Consider the following 22,679-nt stretch of genomic DNA (forward strand, 5'->3'; position numbering starts at 1 on the left):
CCTTCACGCATTACCGCGGCGCGTCCCTCACCGCGGATCGCTGCAGCGCGTCCGCCAGGAGCGATCGGTAGAGCGGCGAGCTCTCGCGCAGCGACTCGTGCGTGCCCACCGCCGCGACCCTGCCGCCGTCGAGCAGCACGTTGAAGGTCGACCGGAGCAGGTGCGGCGCGTGGGTCACCACGACCGCCGTGCGCCCGCCGGCGACCTCGCACGCGGTGCGGAGCAGCGCCTCGGCGGTCGCGCCCGGCAAGCCCGCCTCCGGCTCGTCCAGCACGAAGACGCGCGGCTCCCGCAACAGCACCCGCGCGAGCAGCAGCCGCCGCGCCTCGCCGCCCGACAGGCTCGGCGGCGAGGCGCGCACCTCGGTCGCAAGGCCGCGCGCCGCGGCCCCCGCCGCGGCCGCTGGCGCCGCCGCGCTCGCGGGCACCGCCGCGTCCACGGACACCGCCGCCGTCGGCGGCACGCCGGGCGCGACCGGCGCGCGCGCGAGCTCATCGAGCTCCACCTGGCGGAGCGCCTCCCGCATGCGGTCCTCCCGCGGCGGAGGCTCGAGCCCGAGCGCGAGGTTGTCCCCGATGCTCCGCTCGAACAGCCGCGCCGACTGGCCCACCACGCCGAAGAGCCGCGGGAGCTCCTCGGGCGGGATCCGCCGGAGATCCACGCCGCCCACGGTGATCGCGCCGGACGACGGCTCGTCGAGCCGCAGCAGCAGGCGCAGGAGCATCGACTTGCCGCTGCCGGATCGACCGCAGATGCCGACCACCGCGCCGGGCGGGATCGAGAGCGACACGTCGTCGAGGACCGGACGGGCCGCGCCCGGCGGCGTGAAGGTGACCCGCTCGAACGCGATCGCCAGCGGACGCCTCGCCTCGCCGTCCACGCCGGCCGCGCCGTCTACGCCGGCCGCGCCGGCCGCGCCGGCCACGGCGGCCACGCCGGCCTCGCCGGCCTCGCCGGCCACGCCGCCGCCGCCTGGCTCCCGGGCCCCCGCGGCCCCTCCAGCCGGCTCCCGGGCCCCCGCGGCCCCTCCAGGCCCGGCGGCGGGGACGCCCTCCGCGCGCGGCGGGTGCTCCGGCAGGCGGAGCAGGGCGAGCGTCGCGCGCAGCAGCGGGGCGCGCTCGATGAAGCCGGCGCGGAGCGCGTCGAGCGCCTCGAGGCGCGCCATCAGGAGCGGCACCACGAGCAGGAGCTCGCCGACCTCGCCCGCGCCGGCGTCGCCGCGCGAGGCCGCGATGGCGGCCACGATGACGAGCGGCGAGAGCGCCGCGAAGACGCCCTTGATCTGGCCGGACACCGCGAGCGCCTGGCCGAAGCGGCGGCGCGCGTCGGCGACCCGGTACGCGGCCCCGGTAAGCTCGCGGACGGCCTGGCCGCGGGCGCCGAGCAGGCGCAGGTCCTCCGCGCCCGCGAGCGCCTCGCCGACCGCGCCGAAGACCGCCGTGTCGGCGTGCTGCATCTCCCGCATCGCGCGCGCCACACGCCCGGAGGCCCGGTCGGCGGCGAGCCGCGAGGCCGCGAAGAGCGCCGCGCCGCCCGCGAGGACGAGCGCCATGCCGCTGGAGACGAGCCCCACGGCGAGCACCGCGAGCGTCGCGACCGCCTGGGGGAGGCCGGTGGCGACGGCGACACCGAAATCGGCGACGAGCCCGGCGTCGCGCGCGATCGCGAGCCGCACGACCTCGGGGCCCCGGACGGCCGGGACGGGGGGCGCGGGCGAGACGTCGGAGCCGCCGCTGCCGCTGCTGCCCCCGTTGCGGCCGCCGCTGCCGGCGCCGCTGCCAGCGGCGGCGCGCGGACGCGGCACGGGCCCGGCCATCGAGGCGGACGCGAGCGCGCGCCCCGCGGCGTCGACGTCCCGGGGCGAGGCGAACAGCGCCGCGCGGAAGAGCGCGACGCGGAGCGCGGCGGTGAGATCGCCGGCGAGCTCGGAGCTCTTCCGGCCGGACAGCACCGCGACCGAGGCGGACGCGAGCGTGGCCGCCAGCGCGGCGAGGACCACGACGGCCGCCGGCGCGCCGTCGAGCAGCCGGGCGAGCGCGGCGCCGAGGCCGCCGGAGGGCCTCGCCGCGCGCCCGACGACGGCGTCGAGGGCCGCGCCCGCCACGGCCGGCAGGAGGCCGGAGAGGGCCCCCGCGAGCGACGAGAGCGCCACGACGAGGACGAGGCGCGCGCCCGCCCCCGCCGCCCCCACCGACATGTGCGGCACCCGCCCCGCTTGCAGCGAGCGAAGACCGATCCGCAGGATCGCCAGGAGCGCGCGCATCGACGTGCGCGTCCACGCTACACCGCGGGCGCCGTTGCGCGCGACGCGCATCCGATCGACCCTCTCCTCGTGCGCACCGCGCTCGTGGTCCTGCTCCCGCTGCTCCCGCTGCTCGCCGCCTGCGAGCGCCCGCAGCCCGCGCCCCGGGAGCAGGCCGACGCCGGCCCCCCCGCCGCCTGGACGCGCGACGTCGCTCCCTCCCTGGCCGACCGCAGCGCCGGCCTCCGGACCGCCGGGCCGCCAGCGGCGAGCTCCGCCGAGCCGGACGCCCTCGAGGAGATCCTCGCCGCCGCGCGGCAGGCCGCGCCGAGGCAGGGCGACGGCGCGACCGCCGCGAAGATCGGCACGAGCACCGGCGTGCCGGCGCCCTCGGCGCGCCCGACCGAGCCACCCCCTCAGCCGACGCCCGCGCCCGCCCCGCGGTCGCGCGTCGAGATCGGCGCGCCCGCGGTGCAGGCCGACATGTCCACCCCCGCGATCGAGAAGGCGGCGCGGGCGCAGCTCTACTGGGACCTCGTGCAGCGCTGCCGCGGCCCGGACGGGAAGCTCCTGCCGCCCGACGTCGTCCGGGTGGAGTTCAACGTCGACGCCGAGGGCTACATCGTGGCGCCCACGATCATCGGGAGCGCCTCCGATCCCCGCTACGACGAGGCGGCCACCTGCATGCGGCGAGAGCTGTCCGGGGCGGCGTTCCGCGCCCCGGCGGGCGCGCGCGGGCTGCCGACCCGGGTGGACGCGACCGTGCCGTCGGTCGACTGACCTCGAGCAGCTCCGGCGCGAGGCCGCCAGCCCGCGCCCGCGCCCCCGCCGCTCCCTCGCCGCGACGCCTCAGTCGAGCCGCGAGACGCTGAGCGGTCGCATGAGCGCCCGCTTCTTGTCCTGGTGCTCGTGCATGCGCTGGAGGACGTCGACCACGAAGTCGACCGTCGCGACGATGTTCTCGCCCTGGTTGAGCATCACGCACTCGGCGCGCGAGCTCATCGCCGCGTCCGTCACCTCGCCGCGCGTCGGCACGCCGGTCTTGTTCAGGCTCTCGAGCACCTGCGTCGCCCAGATCGCCGGGACCAGCGCGGCCTCGCAGAGCCAGAGGAGCTCCTCCTGCACCTCCGCCAGCCGCACGAACCCCATCTCCACCGCCATGTCGCCGCGCGCGAGCATCACCCCCACGTTCTCGCTGCGCATCGCCGTGAGCAGCAGCCGCGGGAACCGCGAGAACGCCGGGGTCGTCTCGATCTTGAGCACCAGCCCGAGGTGCGCGGCCTCGCGCGCGGCGAGCTCCGCCTGGAGGCGCTCCACATCGGAAGGAGACCTTACGAACGAGAGCCCCACCATGTCCGCGTGCCGCGCGATGAAGTCGAGATCCTCGAGATCCTTCGGCGCGAGCGGCGGGATCCCGAGCTCGGTGTCCGGGAAGTTCAGGCCCTTTCCCGGCTTCAGCTTCACCGAGCCCTGGCGCGCGAAATCGACCGCCACGAGCGCCGCGCCCTCGGCCGCGAGCTTGACCGTGCCCCCGAGCCGCCCGTCGTCGTAGAACACCCTGTGCCCGGGCCTCAGGTGGTCGACGACCTCCGGGATGGTGCAGCTGACCGCGAGCGCCGCCTCGGCCCCGGCGCCGTCCGCCGAGGCGCGCGCCCTCTTCGCGTCCTTCACGTCCTTGCAGAGCCAGAACCCGGGCTGCGCGCCCGACGCGCCCGACGACAGAAGCGTGACCCGCGCAGAGTCCCCGTCGACCTTGCTCACGCGCGGGTTGGGCCCGGCGATGTCGCAGAGGACCTTGCACGCCACCCCGGTCTCCTGCCCCGCCCTCCGGAGCCGCGCGACGAGCTCGGACCACTCGCCCGCGTCGCCCTTGGAGCAGTTGATGCGCGCGACATCCATGCCCGCCTCGAGCAGGCTCTTCAGGTCGCGCTTCCGCGCGTCGGCGGGCAGCGTGACCATCACCCGCGTCCGGCGCCCTGGCCTCCCCTCGCCGAGCAGCGCCCGCGCGTGCTCCTCGAGCAGCGACTCGCCCGAGTCGAACGAGGTGGGGCGCGCGCCGTCGGACCGCGTCGCGGGGCGCCCGGCGAGCGCGTCGAGCGCGACGAGCACGGCGTCGAGGGAGGCGAGCGCGCACCGCTCCAGCCGCCCCAGGGAGCTCAGCCCGAGCGACGCGAGCTGCCGCTGCAGATCGCGGATGTCGCGCTGCCGGACGGCGAGGTAGTGGAGCAGGTTCGTCGCCCCCGCCCGGTGCCTCGGGTGCACCGCCTCGATCAGCTCCCGGTGATGCTCTTCATGCTCGACGGCGCTCCCGCGCAGCGCCTCGACGGCGGCGAGGACGTCCTCGACAACGTGCCTTTCAGGATGAGTCATGGCGCGGTCTCCGGGTTCTACGCGGGCGCGCGGTACCGCGCCACGACCACCGTGATGTCGTCGTCCGGGCTCGGACACCAGCCCTCGACGTCCCTCAGGATCCGGTCGCGGATCGCCTCGACGGGCGCGACCTGGACGGCCTCGATCGCGGCGCAGAGCCGCTCCAGCCCGAACTGCTCGCGGTGCGCGTTGCGCGCCTCGGTCACCCCGTCGCTGTAGAGCACGAGGACGTCCCCGTCCTCCAGGAAGAACTCGGCGTCCCGCGTCACCTCGTCGATGACCGGCAGCACGCCGATCCAGACGCCCGTGCTCGGGATGCACACGCACCGCCGCGTGCGCGCGGAGCACACGATGATGTCGTCGTGCGCCCCCGCGAACGTCACCCGCCCGCTCCGCTCGTACCGCAGGAGCAGCAGCGTCGCGTGCTCGTCCCGCTTCAGGCGGCCGCGGACGTTCTTGAACACCGCCTTGTTGAGCGCCGCGAGGAGCTCGCTCGGGCTCGCGCCCGGGTCCCGGCTCGTCAGCGCCGAGACCATGCTCTGGATCATCAGCATCACGAGCCCCGCCGCGAGCCCGTGCCCCGCCACGTCGCCGATCCCGAGCCACCCGCCCCCGGGCGTCGCGATGACATCGTGGTAGTCGCCCCCCACCTCGGCGGCCGGCGTCATCGCCGCGCAGAGCTCCAGCCCCTCCACCTCGAGCTGCTCCGGCACCAGCGTCGTCTGGAGGCGCGCCGCGAGGGCGGTCTCCTGCCGCTCGCTCTCCTGCTCCAGCCGCTCGCGCAGCTCCACCTGGCGGACCATCTCCCGGTGCAGCGCCGCCGCCTTCACCGCGGAGCCGAACTGGAGCCGCAGCGCGTCGTACACCATCTCGTTCACGCCGCTGTTGAGCGCGATGATGCCGAAGAACTCGGAGTCGCCGAACGTGATCGGCATCACGACGGTGCTCGCGCGCTCGTGCGAGCCCAGGAACCCGGGCGGAGCGAGGGCGTGCACCGGGAAGCGCTCCGCGGGGGGCTCCACCTCGCGGCCGTCCTCCATCAGAAAGAGCGTCTTCAGGGTGGCGCGCTGGGCGTCGTCGTAGAGCGAGACGGCGGCGCGCTTGAAGTGCAGCCTGGGCATCTCGGAGGCCAGCATGCGCTTGAAGAGGGGGAGGCTCAGGCACGTCGAGAACCACCTCCCGCTCCAGCTCAGGCCGATCGAGGCGACCTCGACGTCGAGGCGCTGGCGCCCCTCGGCGCGCACGGACGCGCTCCCGATGAGGATGCGGCAGGCGTGCCAGAGCTGCTCCAGGGACTCGTTCGCGGCGGCCCCGGCCGGGTCCCCGGCGGGCCGGCGGAGCCGCGAGCGCAGCAGCGTGATCACGCCCTGGAACAGGTCGAGGAACACCCCCTCGCGCGCCGCCGTGTCGAGGAGCCGCTCCAGCACGTGCAGGAAGCGCCCCTCGCTCCCCTCGAGCTCCTCCTCCAGCGCCGACAGGAGCTCGCCGGACCAGCCGTCGAGCGAGGCGGCCGGGACGCCCACGGCGTGCTCGAGCGCGCGCTCCAGCTCGTCGCGGCGGTCGCCGAGCGAGACCGCCCCGAGGCGCGGCGGCGGGCGCGTGAGCGGCCCCAGGGAAGCGACGGCGTGGTACGAGCAGCCGCACGACTCGCGCCGCGTGAGCTCGACCTGCTGCATGCTGAGCTCGGGGACGCGCTCGCCGTCGAGCATGCGCAGCACCGTCTCGAGCGCGAGCTCCCCGAGCCGCTTGATCGGCTGGCGGACCGTGGTGAGCGACGGCTTCGCGTAGCGCGCCACGCCGACGTCGTCGAAGCCGCACACGAGGATGTCCCTGGGCACCTTGCGGCCCCGCGCCTTCAAGAGCTCGATCGCGCCGAGGGCCATGTTGTCGTTGGCCGCGACCACCGCGTCGAGCTCGACCCCGCGGGCCAGGATCTCGGCCATCGCGTCCCGGCCGGTGTCGATCGTGAACGCGCCGCTCGCGACGAGCCGCTCGTCGTAGGGCAGCGCGCGCGCGGCGAGCGCCCTCCGGTACGCCTCGGCGCGGATCCTCGCCTCCCCGTTGTTGACCGGGCCGCCGATGTAGGCGACGCGCCGGCACGCGTGGTCGTCGAGCAGGTGGCCGGCCGCCATCTCGATCCCGAGGCCGTTGTCGACGAGGATGCTGGGCACGCCCGGGATCGGGATCCCGATGCTGCACACGGGCAGCGGCTCGTAATAACGGCAGAAGCTCTGCACCCCCTCGAAGCCGACGTGGTTGCCGAGCGTCGCCGCGGCGACAACGATGCCGTCGACCGCCTCCGGGCCGACGAGGTGATAGAGGCTGCTCCGGGCGATCTCGGTGGGGCTGTGGCCGGTCAGCGCCTCGCCGACGGCGATCACCAGGTGGACGTCGTGCGCCTCGGCCGCGAGCTCGACCCCGATCCGCACCGCGGACTGGTACTCGCCGCGCACATAATCCATCACGAGGGCGATCGTCCGGCGCTTCTTCGTCATTTCCTGCGGCTCACGGGTCAGGTGTCAGCGATCGAGACCAGCTCCGGAGACATGCGCTCGAGCGCCGTCAGGCTCCGCCTCTGCCAGCCGAGCCGGGCGTCCGTGAGGAACTGGACCTTGCACTTCTGGCCCTGGCCCGCGACGCCGCAGATGAAGCTGATGAACGCCTTCAGGCAGCTCGAGTTCAGGAAGTAAAGGCCCCTCACGTCGAACTCGACGACGTTGATGGAGAGGCGCACCACCTCCGCCTGAAGGGCCTTGAGGCAGATGCCGAGCGACGGCGCCGCCGCCATGTCGCCTGTCCCGCTGAGCCTGATGCTGAGGGTGTCGTCCCTCAGGGCCGGCTCGATCCCGAAGCTGTCCGTGAAGACAGGCTCAACCCTCAAGTTGCTCATCACCCCTCCACCTCCCGGACCCGGCGACCTCGCGCCGCCCTGAAGCACCGCGCGCTCGCGCTCGGACCGTCACGCGCCGTCGCGCGGGAGCTGGACACTCGCCGTGACACCAAGATAGCCATTCGTTCAGACAGGGAAAACCTGACGCACAGGACGTCGACGCGTTCTGGCTCGGTTCGGAAGCTAACACGACCCGACCAGCGTACGTGGTTCTTGCACTGGATCCAATTCCCTTGCCCCGAGGACAGCTGTGTGAGCAGGCAAACAGTCGCACGCGGCGCGCCGCCGCTGTCCGATACGCGGGGTAGTGCTCAAAATTGAACATGAAGGCCGGAAGGCGGGAAGAAAAGATCAATGATCTTCCCGTCTTCCCGCCTTCATGTGAACTCTCTCCGGCCAGATTTGAGCACTACCATACGCGGGCCGAGTCGCGCCTGAAGGCGCCAGGCGCGCGGGATCAGGCCGACCGAGGGGCGCGGAACCTCGCCACGACGACCGTGATGTCGTCGTCCGGGCTCGGACACCAGCCCTCGACGTCCCTCAGGATCCGGTCGCGGAGGGCCTCGACCGACGCGCCCTGGGCGGACTCGACGGCGGCGCAGAGCCGCTCGAGGCCGAACTGCTCGTGGTGCGCGTTGCGCGCCTCGGTCACCCCGTCGCTGTAGAGCACGAGGACGTCCCCGTCCTCCAGCGCGAACTCGGCGTCTCGGGTCATCGCGTCGATGACGGGCAGCGCGCCGATCCAGACGCCGGAGCTCTGGATGCACACGCAGCGCCGCGTGCGCGCGCGGCACACGATGATGTCGTCGTGCGCCCCCGCGAACGTCACCCGCCCGCTCCGCTCGTACCGCAGGAGCAGCAGCGTCGCGTGCTCGTCCCGCTTCAGGCGGCTGCGGACGTTGTCATACACCGCCGCGTTGACCGCCGAGATCAGCGCGGCCGGGCTGGCGCCCGGGTCCCTGCGCGTCAGCGCCGAGACCATGCTCTGGATCATCAGCATCACGAGCCCCGCCGCGAGCCCGTGCCCCGCCACGTCGCCGATCCCGAGCCACCCGCCCTGGCGGGTCGCGAGCACGTCGTAGTAGTCGCCGCCGACCTCGGCCGCCGGGATCATCGCGGCGGCGAGCTCGAGCCCGTCGATCGAGAGCTCCTCCGGGGCCAGCGTCGTCTGGATGCGCGCCGCCACCACGCTCTCCTGGCGCAGCTTCTCCTGCTCCAGCCGCTCGCGCAGCTCCACCTGCCGCACGACCTCCCGGTGCAGCTCCGCGGCCTTGACCGCGGAGCCGAGCTGGAGGCGGAGGGCGTCATAGATGAGCTCGTTCGCGCCGCTGCTGAGCACGGCGACGCCGAACTTCTCCGTGTCGCCGAACGCGACCGGGAGCGCGATGAGGGTCCTGCGGTCCGGCGTGTCCAGGAACCCCGGGGGCGCGAGGAGGCGCGCCGGGAAGCTCACCTGCGGCGGCTCCACCTCGCGGCCGTCCTCCATCAAGAAGAGCGGCTTCATCAGGGTGCGCTGCGCGTCGTGCAATGCGTGCGATGCGTGCGATGCGTGCATCGAGTACATCGAGTGCGCGCCCTCGTAGAGCGACACGGCGACGCGCGAGAGGTCCAGGCTCGGCAGCGCCGACGCCATCACGCGCTTCAGGACAGGCAGGCTCAGGCAGGTCGAGAAGCTCCGCGACGTCCAGCTCAGGTACATCGACGCGAGCTCCACGTTCAGCCGCTGCTCGCCCTCGGCGCGCACGGACGCGCTCCCGACGACGACCCGCGCCGCGTGCCAGATCCGCTCGAGGGTCTCGCGGAGCTCGCGGCCGCCGTCGCTGTCGGGCATCCGGCAGAGCCGCTCGCGGAGCAGCGAGATCACGCCCTGGAAGTGATCGAGGATCGCGCCTTCGCGCCTCGCCGCGTCGAGGGTGGCCTCGAGCGCGCGCAGGAAGCGCCCCTCGGCCGCCTCGCCTCCCGCGAGCTCGTCCTCCAGCGCCGACAGGAGCTTGCCGGGCCAGCCGTCGAGCGAGCCGGTCGGGATCGCCACGCTCCTCGTGAGCGCGCGCTCCAGCGACTCCCGCTGTCCGGCGAGCCAGCGCGCCCCGCCCCGCGTCGAGTCGCCCGGCGGCGCCAGCGAGGAGCTCGCCTGGGCCCCGCAGCCGCACGACTCGCGGCAGGTGAGCTCGACGCCGAGGAGCGTCGTGTCCGGGACGTCCATGCCGCCGAGCATGCGCACCATCATGTCCGCCGCGACCGACCCGAGCCGCTTGATCGGCTGGCGGACCGTGGTCAGCGACGGCCTGGAGAAGCGCGCGATGGCGGCGTCGTCGAAGCCGGAGACGAGCACGTCCTCCGGGATGCGGAGGCCCCGCGCCTCGAGCTCCTCGATCGCGCCGAGCGCCATCTTGTCGTTGGCCGCGACCACCGCGTCGATGTCGCCCGCGCGGGCGAGGATCTCGCGCATCGCGGTGCGCCCCGTGTCGATCGTGAACGCGCCGAACGCGAAGAGGCGCTCGTCCTGCGGCACCCCGCGCGCGGCGAGCGCCCTCATGTACGCGTCGGCGCGCGCCCTCGACTCCTCGTTGTTGGCCGGCCCGCTGATGTAGGCGACGCGCCGGCGCCCGTGGACATCGACCATGTGCTCGACCGCGAGCTCGATCCCGACGGCGTTGTCCACCACGATGCTCGGGATACCGTCGATGGCCATCCCGATGCTGAAGACGGGCAGCGGCCGATAGGCCCGGCAGAACTCGCGCATGCCCTCGATGCCGACGTGGTGGCAGAGGGACGACGCCGCGATGATGACCCCGTCGACCGTCTCCGCCCCGATGAGGTGATAGATGCTGTTCTGCGCTGACCCCATCGCCCCTGGCAGGGCGAGCGTCTCTCCGAAGGCGACCAGGAGACTGACGTCGTGCGCCTCGACGGCGCGCTCCACCCCGAACCGCAGGTCGGACTGGTAGTCCCCCCCGACGTAGTCCATCAAGAGGGCGATCCTAGGGCGCTTCTTGGCCATCCCCTGCGCCTCTCGCGTCACGTGTCAACGATCGAGACGAGATCTGGAGACATGCGCTCGAGGGCCGTCAGGCTCCGCCGCTGCCACCCGAGCCGGGCGTCCGTGAGGAACTGGATCTTGCACCTCAGCCCCTGGGCCCCGAGGCGGGAGATGAAGCTGATGAACGCCTTCAGGCAGCTCGAGTTCAGGAAGTAGAGGGCCCGCACGTCGAACTCGACGGCGCTCACGCGCAGGCGCGTCGCCTCTGACTGTATGTCCTTGAGGAACATGTCGAGCGGCGCGACCGCCGCCATGTCGCCCGTGCCGGTGAGCTTGACGCCGAGGGTGTCGTCCCTCAGGGCCGGCTCGATCCCGAAGCTGTCCGTGACGACGGGCTCAACCCTCAAGCTGCTCATCACCCCTCCATCTCCCAACCGGCGCGTGCGCGATGATCGTCAGCTCGTTCCCCTCGATCTTGTAGTCCACGTCGAGCCCGCCCTCGGCGCGCACCCGCGCGAGGCCGAGCCCCGAGACCCCCTCCAGCATCGCTGTCTCACAGATGAGCTCATCATAGTGCTTCACCGGATCGCTCGCTGTCTTCAGCTCGAAGAGCCGCTTCTCCACCTCGCGCAGCCGCTCCGGCGACGCCTCGTTGCGCGCGCAGATCTTCATGACGCACGAGCTCTCGCTCTCCTCCAGCGCGAGCTCGAGGCTGACCTTCGGGCCGGAGGAGTATTTGATGATGTTCTCGGCGAGCTCGTGCGCGGCCATGTAGAACCGCGAGCTCACGTTCGCGTCGTCCAGCACCATGCTGCAGAAGCAGGAGACCAGCCGAAGCACGCTGTTGGCCATCCGCTCGGTCGGATAGAACGTGATGCAAAGGAACAGTGAGCCGCTCGGACTCGGTTCGGACACTGACACGATGCGATCAGCGTACGGCTTTCGCGAGCCGGATCCAATCCCTTCTGCGCGCGTCGCCGTGCGTCACCTGGCCGCGCCGCCGCCTCGCCGCGCCTGGCCTCGCCTGGCCGTGATAGCGTTCATGTAGGTGAGCCGGTGGCCGCGAGCCACAGCTAGGTGGTGGTCGGATTTGAACATGAAGGCGGGAGGGCGGGAAGAAAAGCTCAATGATCTTCCCGCCTTCCCGCCTTCATGTGAACTCTCTCTGGGCAAATGAGACCACTACCCACAGCTATGCAGGCGCGCTGTACCTCGCCACGACGACCGTGATGTCGTCGTCAGGGCTCGGGCACCAGCCCTCGACTTCCCTCAGGATCCGGTCGCGGATCGCCTCGACGGGCGCCGCCTGCGCGGCCTCGATGGTGGCGCACAGCCGCTCGAGGCCGAACTGCTCGCGCTGCGCGTTGCGCGCCTCGGTCACGCCGTCGCTGTAAAGCACGAGGACGTCGCCGTCCTCCAGCGCGAACTCGGCGTCTCTCGTCATCGCCTCGATGGCGGGCAGCGCGCCGATCCAGACGCCGGAGCTCTGGATGCACATGCAGCGCCGCGTGCGCGCGCGGCACAAGATGATGTCGTCGTGCGCCCCCGCGAACGTCACCCGCCCGGTCTGCTCGTACCGCAGGAGCAGCAGCGTCGCGTGCTCGTCCCGCTTCAGGCGACTGCGGACGTTGTCGTACACCGCCGCGTTGACCGCGGAGAGGACGGCGCCCGGGCTGGCGTCCGGGTCGCTGCGCGTCAGCGCGGAGATCATGCTCTGGATCATCAGCATCACGAGCCCCGCCGCGAGCCCGTGCCCCGCCACGTCGCCGATGCCGAGCCAGCCGCCCTGGGGCGTCGCGAGCACGTCGTAGTAATCGCCCCCGACCTCGGCCGCCGGCTGCATGATGGCGGAGATCTCGAGTCCCTCGATCGAGAGCTCCGCCGGCACCAGCGTGGTCTGGATGCGCGCCGCCACGACGCTCTCCTGCCGGACCCGCTCCTGCTCCAGCCGCTCGCGCAGCTCCACCTGCCGCACGACCTCCCAGTGCAGCGCCGCGGCCTTCACCGCGGAGCCGATCTGGAGGCGGAGCGCGTCATAGACCATCTCGTTGGCGCCGCTGTCGAACACCGCGACGCCGAACTTCTCCGTGTCGCCGAACGCGACCGGGAGCGCGATGACGCTCCTGCGCTCGTCGCCCGCCAAAAACCCCGGGGGCGCGAGGCGGCGCGCCGGGAAGCTCACCTGCGGCGGCTCCACCTCGCGGCCGTCCTCCAGCAAGAAGAGCGGCTTCATGGTGGTGCGCTGCGGGTTGTCGTACAGCGACACGGCGACGCGCGAGAACTGCATCCTCGGCAGCTCCGACGCCATCATGCGCCTCAGGATGGGCAGGCTCAGGCAGGTCGAGAAGCTCCGCGCGCTCCAGCTCAGGTAGAGCGACGCGAGCTCCACGTTCAGCCGCTGCTGCCCCTCGGCGCGCACGGCCGCGCTCCCGATGACGATGCGCGCCGCGTGCCAGAGCCGCTCGAGCGCGTCCGCCGCGGCCCCGTCGCGAGCGTCCCCGGGCCCGCGGCGGAACCGCTCGCGGAGCAGCGTGATCACGCCCTGGAAGTGCTCGAGGTTCGCGCCCTCGCGCCCGGCCGCGTCGAGGAGCGCCTCGAGCGCGCGCAGGAAGCGGCCCTCCTTGCCGGCGAGCTCCTCCTCGAGCGCCGACAGGAGCTCGCCGGCCCAGCCGTCGAGCGAGCCGGCCGGGATCGCGACGCTCTTCTCGAGGAGGCGCTCCAGGTCCGCCCGCTGGCCGGGGGGCGGGAGCGGCTCGCGCCACGCCCTGCTCGACGGGACGCCCGCGGCCTCCGCGCTGTAGCCGCAGCCGCACGACTCGCGCAGCATGAGCTCGACCGGGAAGAGGCTGCGCTCCGGGACGGGCTCGCCGTCCATCATCCGCAGCAGCGCGTCGGCCGCGCGCGCGCCGAGCCGCTTGATCGGCTGGTGGACGGTGGACAGCGACGGCTTCGTGAAGCGGGCGATGACGGCGTCGTCGAAGCCCGTCACGAGCACGTCCGCCGGGACGCGCAGGCCGTGCGCCGCGAGCTCCTCGATCGCCCCGAGGGCCATGTTGTCGTTGGCGACGACGACGGCGTCGAACGGCACCCCGCGGTGGAGGATCTCGCGCATCGCCGTGCGCCCGGTGTCGATCGTGAACGCGCCGGTCGCGAAGAGGCGCTCGTCGAAGGGCAGCGCCCGGTCCGCGAGCGCCCTCCAGTAGGCGCTGGCGCGCACCTCGGCCTCCTCGTTGTTGGCCGGCCCGCCGATGTACGCGACGCGCCGGCGCCCGTGGTCGTCGACCATGTGCGCGACCGCGAGCTCGATCCCGACGGAGTTGTCGACGATGAGGCTCGGGATGCCCTCTATCGCCGTCCCGATGCTGCAGACGGGCAGCGGCGCGTAGGACCGGCAGAACCGCTGCATCCCCTCGATACCGACGTGGTGGCAGAGGGTCGTCGAGGCGACGATGATGCCGTCGACCGTCTCGGGGCCGATGAGCTGATAGATGCTGTTCTGGGCCGACCCGGCCGCGCTGGCCGACCCCGCGAGCGCGAGCGTCTCCCCGAAGGCGATCACCAGGTTGACGTCGTGCGCCTCGGCGGAGCGCTCGATGCCGAAGCGCACGTCGGACTGGTACTCGCCTCGTATGTAATCCACGAGCAGGGCGATCGTCCGGCGCTTCCTGGTCATGAGCTGCGGCCCTCGCGTCAGGAGTCGGCGATCGAGACGAGCTCAGGAGACATGCGCTCGAGGGCCGTCAGGCTCCGCCGCTGCCACCCGAGCCGCGCGTCCGTGAGGAACTGGATCTTGCACTTCATCCCCTGGCTCCCGAGGCCGCAGATGAAGCTGATGAACGCCTTCAGGCAGCTCGAGTTCAGGAAGTAGAGGGCCCTCACGTCGAACTCCACGGCGCTCACGGACAGGCGTATCACCTCCGCCTGGAGGGTCTTGAAATAGGAGCCGAGCGGCGCGGCCGCCGCCATGTCGCCCGTGCCGGTGAGCTTGACGCTGAGGGTGTCGTCCCTCAGGGCCGGCTCGATCCCGAAGCTGTCCGTGACGACGGAATCAACCCTTAAGCTGCTCATCAACCCTCCATCTCCCAACCGGCGCGTGCGCGATGATCGTCAGCTCGTTCCCCTCGATCTTGTAGTCCACGTCGAGCCCGCCCTCGGCGCGCACCCGCGCGAGGCCGAGCCCCGAAACCCCCTCCACCATCGCTGTCTCGCAGATGAGGTCGTCGTAGTGCTTCACCGGATCGCTCGCTGTCTTCAGCTCGAGCAGCCGCCGCTCCACCTCGCGCAGCCGCTCCGGGGACGCCTCGTTGCGGGCGCGGATCTTCATGATGTAAGAGCTCTCGTGCTCCTCCAGCGCGAGCTCCAGGCTGACGCGGGGGCCGGCGGAGTACTTGGTGATATTCTCGGCGAGCTCGTGGGCGGCCATGTAGAACCGCGAGCTCACACTGGCATCGTCCAGCACCATCCCGCAGAAGCTGGAGACCAGCCGGAGCACCGCAGTGGCCAGCCGCTCGCTCGGGAAGAACGTGATGCAGAGGAACAATGCGGCATCCTGGCTCGGTTCGGGCTCGGGCACGATGGAGCAGGCTACGGCGTTCCCGGAGCGGATCCAATCCCTTACGCCCCCGCGCGATCGCGGAGGTGAGCGCGCGCCCTACAATGTGACGTCCGCCGCGCGGGCCGCGGCGTAGCGGGCTGCGCGACGCTCGCGACGCTCGCGGCGCTCGCGGCGCTCGCGGCGCTCGCGGCGCCCGCGGCGGCTCGACGGATAGCGCGTTTGACAGGCGAGGCGCCGCGCGCGGGGGAGCCATCAGCCTTCCAGCTTCCAGCTTCCACCGCAGTGGCTCACGCGATCTTCCAGGCACGTGGTGCAGGAGACCACGTTGACCGGCGCCTGCCCGCTCACTGGCGCGCGACGAGGCGCTTGCCCTGCGCCCTCAGGTTCGACACGGCGTCCCCGACCCGCTGCGAGAGGGCGAGCCCCCTGGGCACGATGAAGCCGCTCGGCCCGCCCACGCGGCCGAAGGACCACGAGAGCACCGAGCCCTCGGCGTCCCACGGCGCGAGCCGCTCGCGGCCCTCCGACGGCATCGCGCCGACGATCTCGCGCCGCTCCAGGTCGAGCACGGCGATCCGGTCGGCCGACGAGAGCAGCAGGGTCCTGCCGTCGGGCGCGGCGGCGATGTCCTCCCACTCCGCCCCGGTCACGCCCTCGAGCACGCGCTCCGCGAGGCCGGCGCGGCGGACCACGACGACGCCCGTCGCGTCCGCGAACGCCGCGTCGCCCGGCAGGGGGCCGTCGGCGATCGCCGTCGCCCGCGGCGTGGCGTACCCGAGGACCCGCACCTCGCCGCGCCGCTCGTCGATGCGCGCCACCGCGCCCGAGCTGAACGCGAGCCACAGCCCGGGGCCGACGTCGCCGCGCGCCGGGCTCGGGCGCGCCTCGTAGACGTACCCGTCGGTCACCGCGATGGTGCGCGACGAGAGGTCGCGGAGCGACGTCGCGACGAGGTTGCCGTCGAGCTCCTGCGTGTAGAGCGTCCGGCACGCGGCGTCGACGCCGAGCACGAACGCGGGCGCCCTCGGCACCGCCTCGACGACCGCGCCGGTCGCCGCGTCGAACAGCGTCCACACGCCCTCGTCCCTGCGGTAGGCGAGGACGCGCCCGTCGTCGCACGCGCGGAGCAGGTGCCCTCGCCCCGCGGCCGTGCGGCGCCGCGAGCCCTCGCTGTAGAGGCGCACCTCGCCGCCGACCTGGAAGGCGACCGTCCCCCCGACGCGCAGCGCCGCGGCGGCCGAGTCGCCCGGGGCGCGGCCCTCGGGGCCGCCCAGCGGGTCGAGCCCCTCGAACCGGAGGAGCCGCTCCGCGGCGGGCGGGCCCGGGCTGAAGAGGACGAGGTCGCGCGTGAGCACGCGGCGGTCCGGCAGCCGCCACGCGCCGAGCAGCACGTGCGGGCCGACGTCGCGCTCGGCGACGTCGGACGCCTCGCCGCGCTCGCGCAGCGGCCGCGGCGCGCGCTGGCCCGGCGGCGCCTCGCACGGCGAGCCCTCGGGCGGCGGGTCGCCCGGGGCGCGCCCGCCCTTGCGGAGGTAGTGCCAGACGCTGCCGCCGCTGCCGCACACGCCGAGGTCGAGCCCGCCGGCGTCCCAGCGCGCCGACGCGGGCGCCGGATCCGTGTCGAGCTCGAGGAGCGGCGCGCCGGGCCGATCGAAGGCGTAGATCGACGTCCGGCTCTGCTGCACGAGCGCGATCGCGGGGCCCTCGGGGCTGAAGCGCCCGAGCACGGCGGGGGCGGCCAGGGTGATCTCGGCGGCCGCGCCGGCGCCCGGCTCCCAGAGCAGCGCCTTGCGCCCGAGCACCGCCGCGACGCGCGCGCCGTCGGGCGAGACGCCGAGCACGTTGCCGCGGAACGGGTGCCGGTCGACGGCGTCCGCGCCGGCGCCGCGCCGCATGTCCCAGCGCGCGATCCCGCCGTCGGAGGAGCAGGCGAGCACGGGCGCCGCCTCGGCCGCCTGCACGGCGCTGCTGCAGCGCACCGGCGCGATCGCGGCCAGCGCCACCGTGCCGCCCTCGCGCAGCCGGAAGACGCGGACCTCGCCCGTGACCGAGCGCGTCGCCAGCGCCGTGTCGAACGCGAACGGCACGCGCTCCACGTGCGGGGCGTCGTGCGGGCGCAGGGCGAGCACGCGCGGCGACTTGGCGCGCGCGACGCTCTCCGGGTCGGCGTCGAGGGCGACGTCGTCGATGACCTCCGGGTCGGGCGGGCGCAGGTCGGCGACGAGCAGGGCGCCGCCGGGGCCGCCGGCGACGACCCAGCGATCGTCCCAGGGCAGCGCCGGCGCCACCACGCTGTCGACGGTCAGGAAGTGCGCGCGCGGCAGGCCCATGGCCGCCGTCGCGAGGTCGAGCGGCAGCGCCGCGTCGTCGGCGCGCCGCGCGAGGGCCGCGGCGATCCACGCGGCGCGGTGGTACGGGTCCTCGGTGCGGCGCGCCTTGCCGACGAGCTCCGCGAGGTCGGCGCGCTCCTCGGCAGCGTGGCGCGCCGCCTCGGCGCTCGCCTGGCGCGCGGCGACCCACCGCTCCCCCGCGACCGCCGCGAAGGCGGCGAGGCCGAGCGCCGCGACGGCGCCGATCTTCCTGGCGCGCCGGGCGCGGGCGCGCCGGAGGCTCTCGCGCACGAGCGCCTGCTCGCGCCGGGGCAGGCGCGCCACGTCGGCCGCGCCCCGGGTCACCTGGTCGAGCAGGTCGCTCCGCAGGAGGAAGTCGGGGCGCTCTCCCGAGCGGTCCCACACCTCGGCGGCCTCGCGGAGCCGCTCGAGCAGGATGAGCCGGTCCATGTGCAGCGCGCGGGTGGACGCGAGGTGGGGCCAGCTCGAGACGAGCGCGCCGTGGGCGAGCTCGACGGAGCGGTCGCGGCGGCTCAGGAGGCGCGCGCGCTCGAGGGCGCCGAGGACCCTGTCGACCTCGGCGGGCGGGGCGGCGACGGCCTCGACGAGCTCGGCCTCGACCCAGCGCACGCGCGAGCCGTCCATGGCGCCGAGGCGGAGCATCACCTCGTCGGCGATGGCGCGGTCCTCGGGGGCGAAGGCCGCGAGGGCCGCGTCGGCGTGCCGCGCGACGGCGCCTGGAACGCCGCCGAGCTCCTGCCAGGCCTCGCCGCGCAGGGGGCCGCGCGCGGTGTGCGCGGTGTGCGCGGCGCGCGCGGCGCGCGGGTTGTCCCCGTCGCGCGCTCCGCGCGCGCCGACCGCGCTCTCCCACCATTCGGCGAGGGCGAGCGCCACGAAGGAGAGCGCGGCGCCGCCGCTCCGGAGCTCGCGCTGCACCTCGGCCGCGACCTGGGTCAGGCCGCGCACCTCGACGCCGGCGAGCCTGGCGGGGCCGGCGACGAGGTCCTTCACGGCGGCGGCGGCGGGCGGCCCCACGTAGCGCAGCGCCGCCCGGAGGCCCTCGCCCGCGGGCGAGGCGAGCAGCGCGGCGGCGCGCTCGTCGGCCTCGTCGAGCACGCCGACGAGGCGGAGCCCGCGCCGCGCCTCGCCGGTCGCGAGCGCGCCGACGAGCGCGGCGAGCCGCCCCTCGCCGAGGGGCGCGATCGGGTCGACGACGAGCGCGACGCCGACGGCGGACGCCATGCAGAACCGGGTGAGCTCGGCGACGTCGGCGGCCTCGAGCTCCGGCGAGACGGCGGCGAGGGCGCGGGCGAGGGCGCCGTCCGGATCGGCGCCGGGGGTGAGGCGCGCCTCGATCCAGTCGTCCTTGTGGTCGGCGTGGCGGCGCGCGAGGTGGGGCACGAGGCCGGCGGAGGCGAGCGAGGTCTTGCCGGAGCCACGCGGCCCCTGGAGGACGACGCACGGCTCGAACTCGAGCTCGCGCCCGAGGCGCGCGATGTCGTCGTCGCGCCCGAAGAGGAGCCCTTCGTCGGCGGACGAGAGGGGGGAGAGGCCCCGGTAGGGCCGGTCGGGGACGCCGTGGGGTCGCTCCCAGACCTCGTCGAGCAGCTGCTTCAGCCGCCCTGGCGCGACCCGCCGGTGCGCGGGGTCGACGGAGAGCAGGCGCTCGAGGAGCGCGACGAGGCCGCGCGGCAGCTGGGCGGGGTCGCGCCCGAGGTCGCGCATGGCGCCGCGCAGGGTCGCGTTGCGGAGCTCGGTCCACCACGCGGTGACGCTCGACGGATCGGAGCAGTCCTTGGGCTCGTCGGGGACGTCGTGCGGGAGGCGCCCGGTCGTGAGCTGCGCGATGCAGACGGCGAGGGCGTAGGCGTCGGTGGCGGCGGTGGGCTCGGCCATCTCGAGCACCTCGGGGGCCATGAAGCCGGGCGTGCCGATGACGTTGCGCGCGGCGGCGGGGCTCTCCGCGCCGACAAAGGCGCGGCGGGTGGAGGCGTAGACGTCGCGCTCGGCGAGGAAGGCGGCGGTGCCGAGATCGCCGCTGCCGGCGTCGCCGCCGCCGCTGCCCGCGCTGCCGCTGCCGGCGTCGCCGCTGCCGCTGCCCGCGCTGCCGCCGCTGCCGCTGCCGCCGCCGATGCTGACGGCCGGGGGCGCGGGGGCGCGCGAGGTGGGGCCGCCCGGCGGGGCGCCTGCGCGCCGCGAGATGCCGAAGTCGAGGACCTTGAGGGTGCCGTCCTGGGTGAGGAACAGGTTGGCGGGCTTGAGGTCGAGGTGGACGACGCCGCGCGCGTGGATGACGTCGAGCGCGCCGGCGACGTCGCGGGCCCAGGCCACGACGCGGCGCCAGGGGATGCGGCGCCGGTAGCGGATCAGGTCGGCGAGGTTCCTGCCCTCGAGGAGCTCCATCGAGACGAACGGGGTCCTCGGGGCGCCGTGGAGGATGCCCGCGGCGTAGATGGTGACGAGCGAGGGGTGGCGGAACGAGGCGAGGAGCTTGGCCTCGTCGGCCCAGTCGGCGGCGTCGGCGAAGTCCGAGACGAGGAGCTTGAGGGCGACCTCGCGGAACGGGGCGCCGTCGGGCAGGAGCTCCTCGGCGCGCCACACGTCGCCGAAGCCGCCGCGGCCGAGGCGCACGCGCAGCCGGTACCGGCGGTCGAGCACGTCGCCCGACGCGTGCCCGAGCCCGCCCGGGGGCAACGGCACGGCGCCCGGATCGCGGGAGGAGCTGCCCTCATCGACGAGCGTGCGGTCCATCGCAGGACGACGGTATCACCGGCGCGCGGCGAGGTGGACGGTCCGTCCGTCGCCGTACCGGACCGCGGCCTCCCGGTCGGGCGCGCCGCGGCTCATCGCGAAGGGCGAGCGACAGATGGGCCGCTGCCCCGCGCGCGGGGGCCGCTGCGGTCCGACCAGGGCCCCCGGGCTTTGGGGGCTTCACCCCGGCGACCGTCGCCGCGTCCGCCGCTTCCCTGTGGCTTGCGCCAGCTCCGCCCGCAGCGCCTGCACCTCGGCCTGCAGCTTCTCGTTCGCCTCGCGCACCTTGGCCTCGGATTCGCGCGTCCTGGCCTCGGATTCGCGCGCCTGGGCCTCGGCCTCGCGCGCCTGGGCCTCGGCCTCGTCCGGTGTCGGCAGCAGCTCGCGGCCTTCGCGGTCGCGCGCCAGCCGGAGCATCGGGCCGAGCGACGGATCTTCCACGACGGTCCACCAGAGGCCGAGCGTCTCGCAGGCGCAAAGATCCGGGTCGTCGGGCGCCCGCTCGACGAGATCGCCATCGAGCGCATCCCAGACGCGGATCGGTCGCTCGCGATCTTCGGGATGAAAGCGCACGATCTCGCTGATGCCCGCAGCACGGTAGCGCTCCAGCTTCTCGTTCCAGTCGGGCTCCCCCTCGTCCGAGTCGCTCACGATCTCGACCCCGAGGTCGGGCGCCCCGTGCAGCCAGGTCTTCCACGTGCGGAAGGTCCGGTGAGGCACGCCCAGCCGGACGAAGGCGTCGGGGGCGAGGCGCTCCTTCGAGGTCCGCGGGTCCCAGTAGACGAATTGATTGGAGCCGAGCGTCGCCGTGCTCGCGAGCTCGCGCTTGAGGATCAGGTACAGCGCGGTTCGGAGTTCCAGGTGCCGATTCGTCTCGGGCACTTCTTCGGACTCGGGGAAATACACCGGCTCGGGCGGACGGCTATAGACATGGGCTTCCATCCGCGATCGGGGCTTAGCGGGCGGACGAGGCGCAGCAGGCGGGCGGACCGTGGGCTCGATGGAGGACATGGCCTGCTGCGGAAGATACCGTGAGTGATGTCGTGCTGCATCGACCGGCCGAGACAGCGGCGGCCTTACCTGGTCGCCATCTCTTCCATTTGCGTTCTCGCGTGCGCGCTTTCATGTGTGTGCAGGCTCCTGCACCGGAACGGCCGCGGCTCGCCGACGCTCCGCGAGGCGATGCGGTAGTCGCCCGGCTGCCCCACCCGTGCCCGCGGCGGCTCACCTGCGCGTGGACATCTCCAGCCCGGCGCGCGACGCTGTCGCGCATGGGCGTGGCGGCGCCGCGACGGAAGCTCTCGCCAGCGGAGTATCTCGAGTTCGAGCGCGCATCGGAGGTGAGGCACGAGTACGCCGGCGGCGAGACCTTCGCGCTCTCCGCCGGCACGTTCGAGCACAGCGCCATCGCCGCGAACATCGGCCGGCTGCTCGGCAACGTGCTGGGCGAGCGCGGGTGCGTGGCGCTGAACTCCGACATGCGCATCAAGATCCCCGCCGCGGATCGCTACGTCTACCCGGACGGCTCGGTCGTCTGCGGTCGCCCCGAGTTCGAGGATGAGCGGCGCGACACGCTCCTGAACCCGACCCTCGTGCTCGAGGTGCTCTCCGATTCGAGCGAGGCGTACGATCGCGGCGACAAGTTTGCGCATTACCAGACCGTGGCGTCGATCCGAGAGGTCGTCCTGGCGTCGCAGAAGGCGCCCAGAGTCGAGGTCTTCGCACGCCAGGCCGACGGGAGCTGGGTGCTCCGGGTCCATGGCCCCGGCGATCGCGCTGCGCTGTCATCGGTGGGGTGCGACCTCGTCGTGGACGAGGTGTACCGGGGCGTGCTCGAGGCCGCCCGCATGGCACGCTGAGGCCTCATCGCGCTCGACAGGCCGATCTCCAGCACCCATCCGCGGCCCCGGCGGCGCCATGCGCGTTTTCCGACATCATGTTTTTGCCGGAGCCCGCAAAACGTTGCACGGCAGACAGGCTCCGTGAGTGGCGCGCTGCCGCGCCGCCGCAACCCTGCTCGGCCGTGCTGTCCTTGGCCGGGGGCGATGTCGCGATGAACGACGTCCGCCGGGCGCCGGACCCGGCCGAGGTGCCCGCGCAAGAGCGGGGAGCGTACAGCGACCTCGATGCGTTCCGGTGTCCCGGCGTCCCGGGACGCCCGCGACCTCGACGCGTCCTGGTAGCCCAGCGTCCCGGGGGTAGTGCTCAAATCTGGCCGGAGAGTGTTCACATGAAGGCGGGAAGACGGGAAGATCTTTGATCTTTTCTTCCCGCCTTCCCGCCTTCATGTTCAATTTTGAGCACTACCGTCCCGGGACGCCCGCGACCTCGACGCGTCCTGGTAGCCCAGCGTCCCGGGACGCCCGCGACCTCGACGCGTCCTGGTAGCCCAGCGTCCGGGGACACCCGCGACCTCAACGCGTCCTGGTAGCCCGGCGTCCCGGGATGCCCGCGACCTCAACGCGTCCTGGTAGCCCGGCGTCCCGGGACACCCGCGACCTCAACGCGTCCTGGTAGCCCGGCGTCCGGGGACGCCCGCGACCTCAACGCGTCCTGGTTGC

General features: G+C 73.8%; 14 protein-coding genes. 2 read left to right on the forward strand and 12 right to left on the reverse strand.

Translation table 11 applies throughout. The annotated features are described in order from the left end of the window. Positions 1-10: 10 nt before the first annotated feature. Positions 11-2,314, reverse strand: coding sequence for an ATP-binding cassette domain-containing protein (locus WME85_RS32765; protein WP_437827037.1), 2,304 nt, complete (start codon positions 2,312-2,314; stop codon positions 11-13). 18 nt (positions 2,315-2,332) lie between these two features. On the opposite strand from WME85_RS32765, the gene WME85_RS32770 reads away from it, so the two are divergent. Beyond that, a complete protein-coding gene (locus tag WME85_RS32770; RefSeq protein ID WP_437827038.1) occupies positions 2,333-3,022 on the forward strand; it encodes an energy transducer TonB in 690 nt (229 codons plus the stop codon). A gap of 69 nt (positions 3,023-3,091) precedes the next feature. Here WME85_RS32770 and WME85_RS32775 read toward each other — a convergent pair whose 3' ends face one another. The 11 genes from WME85_RS32775 to WME85_RS32825 form a co-directional block, all read right to left on the reverse strand. Continuing rightward, complete coding sequence (locus tag WME85_RS32775) at positions 3,092-4,612, reverse strand: pyruvate kinase (RefSeq protein ID WP_437827039.1); 1,521 nt, start codon at positions 4,610-4,612, stop codon at positions 3,092-3,094. Positions 4,613-4,629: 17 nt separating this feature from the next. Further along, positions 4,630-7,107 (reverse strand): SpoIIE family protein phosphatase, encoded by a 2,478-nt coding sequence (locus WME85_RS32780; protein ID WP_437827040.1) that lies wholly within the window; start codon positions 7,105-7,107, stop codon positions 4,630-4,632. A gap of 17 nt (positions 7,108-7,124) precedes the next feature. Next, positions 7,125-7,502, reverse strand: a complete 378-nt coding sequence (locus tag WME85_RS32785) for a hypothetical protein (RefSeq protein WP_437752251.1) — start codon at positions 7,500-7,502, stop codon at positions 7,125-7,127. Between the two features lie 457 nt (positions 7,503-7,959). After that, entirely contained in the window at positions 7,960-10,503 is a 2,544-nt protein-coding gene (locus WME85_RS32790) for a SpoIIE family protein phosphatase (protein WP_437827041.1), read from the reverse strand. A gap of 17 nt (positions 10,504-10,520) precedes the next feature. Next, positions 10,521-10,898 (reverse strand): hypothetical protein, encoded by a 378-nt coding sequence (locus WME85_RS32795; RefSeq protein WP_437827042.1) that lies wholly within the window; start codon positions 10,896-10,898, stop codon positions 10,521-10,523. Continuing rightward, positions 10,879-11,403, reverse strand: coding sequence for a hypothetical protein (locus WME85_RS32800; RefSeq protein WP_437827043.1), 525 nt, complete (start codon positions 11,401-11,403; stop codon positions 10,879-10,881). Before WME85_RS32800 ends, WME85_RS32795 begins: the two co-directional genes overlap by 20 nt. A 271-nt stretch (positions 11,404-11,674) precedes the next feature. Further along, on the reverse strand, positions 11,675-14,155 hold the full coding sequence (locus WME85_RS32805; protein WP_437827044.1) for a SpoIIE family protein phosphatase: 2,481 nt from the start codon (positions 14,153-14,155) through the stop codon (positions 11,675-11,677). Positions 14,156-14,172: 17 nt separating this feature from the next. After that, positions 14,173-14,550: a hypothetical protein gene (locus WME85_RS32810; protein ID WP_437827045.1), complete on the reverse strand. Its 378-nt coding sequence runs from the start codon at positions 14,548-14,550 to the stop codon at positions 14,173-14,175. Then, positions 14,531-15,055, reverse strand: coding sequence for a hypothetical protein (locus WME85_RS32815; RefSeq protein WP_437302977.1), 525 nt, complete (start codon positions 15,053-15,055; stop codon positions 14,531-14,533). The genes WME85_RS32810 and WME85_RS32815 overlap by 20 nt, the downstream gene beginning before the upstream one ends. Positions 15,056-15,381: 326 nt before the next feature. Then, on the reverse strand, positions 15,382-20,118 hold the full coding sequence (locus WME85_RS32820; protein ID WP_437827046.1) for an nSTAND1 domain-containing NTPase: 4,737 nt from the start codon (positions 20,116-20,118) through the stop codon (positions 15,382-15,384). 180 nt (positions 20,119-20,298) lie between these two features. Beyond that, on the reverse strand, positions 20,299-21,060 hold the full coding sequence (locus tag WME85_RS32825) for a Uma2 family endonuclease (protein ID WP_437827047.1): 762 nt from the start codon (positions 21,058-21,060) through the stop codon (positions 20,299-20,301). A 329-nt stretch (positions 21,061-21,389) separates the two neighbouring features. Here WME85_RS32825 and WME85_RS32830 point away from each other — a divergent pair, with 329 nt between their 5' ends. Next, positions 21,390-21,977 (forward strand): Uma2 family endonuclease, encoded by a 588-nt coding sequence (locus WME85_RS32830; protein WP_437827048.1) that lies wholly within the window; start codon positions 21,390-21,392, stop codon positions 21,975-21,977. The last annotated feature ends 702 nt before the right edge of the window (positions 21,978-22,679 follow it).

This window comes from Sorangium sp. So ce1153, from assembly GCF_051521595.1.
In the GTDB taxonomy this organism is placed as follows: Bacteria; Myxococcota_A; Polyangia; order Polyangiales; family Polyangiaceae; genus Sorangium.

Bases quoted from the DNA above. Each gene is read 5' to 3' on its own strand.
- WME85_RS32765 (WP_437827037.1), bottom strand. From the start codon at position 2,314: ATGCGCGTCGCGCGCAACGGCGCCCGCGGTGTAGCGTGGACGCGCACG.
- WME85_RS32775 (WP_437827039.1), bottom strand. From the start codon at position 4,612: ATGACTCATCCTGAAAGGCACGTTGTCGAGGACGTCCTCGCCGCCGTC.
- WME85_RS32780 (WP_437827040.1), bottom strand. From the start codon at position 7,107: ATGACGAAGAAGCGCCGGACGATCGCCCTCGTGATGGATTATGTGCGC.
- WME85_RS32785 (WP_437752251.1), bottom strand. From the start codon at position 7,502: ATGAGCAACTTGAGGGTTGAGCCTGTCTTCACGGACAGCTTCGGGATC.
- WME85_RS32790 (WP_437827041.1), bottom strand. From the start codon at position 10,503: ATGGCCAAGAAGCGCCCTAGGATCGCCCTCTTGATGGACTACGTCGGG.
- WME85_RS32795 (WP_437827042.1), bottom strand. From the start codon at position 10,898: ATGAGCAGCTTGAGGGTTGAGCCCGTCGTCACGGACAGCTTCGGGATC.
- WME85_RS32805 (WP_437827044.1), bottom strand. From the start codon at position 14,155: ATGACCAGGAAGCGCCGGACGATCGCCCTGCTCGTGGATTACATACGA.
- WME85_RS32810 (WP_437827045.1), bottom strand. From the start codon at position 14,550: ATGAGCAGCTTAAGGGTTGATTCCGTCGTCACGGACAGCTTCGGGATC.
- WME85_RS32820 (WP_437827046.1), bottom strand. From the start codon at position 20,118: ATGGACCGCACGCTCGTCGATGAGGGCAGCTCCTCCCGCGATCCGGGC.
- WME85_RS32825 (WP_437827047.1), bottom strand. From the start codon at position 21,060: ATGGAAGCCCATGTCTATAGCCGTCCGCCCGAGCCGGTGTATTTCCCC.
- WME85_RS32830 (WP_437827048.1), top strand. From the start codon at position 21,390: ATGGGCGTGGCGGCGCCGCGACGGAAGCTCTCGCCAGCGGAGTATCTC.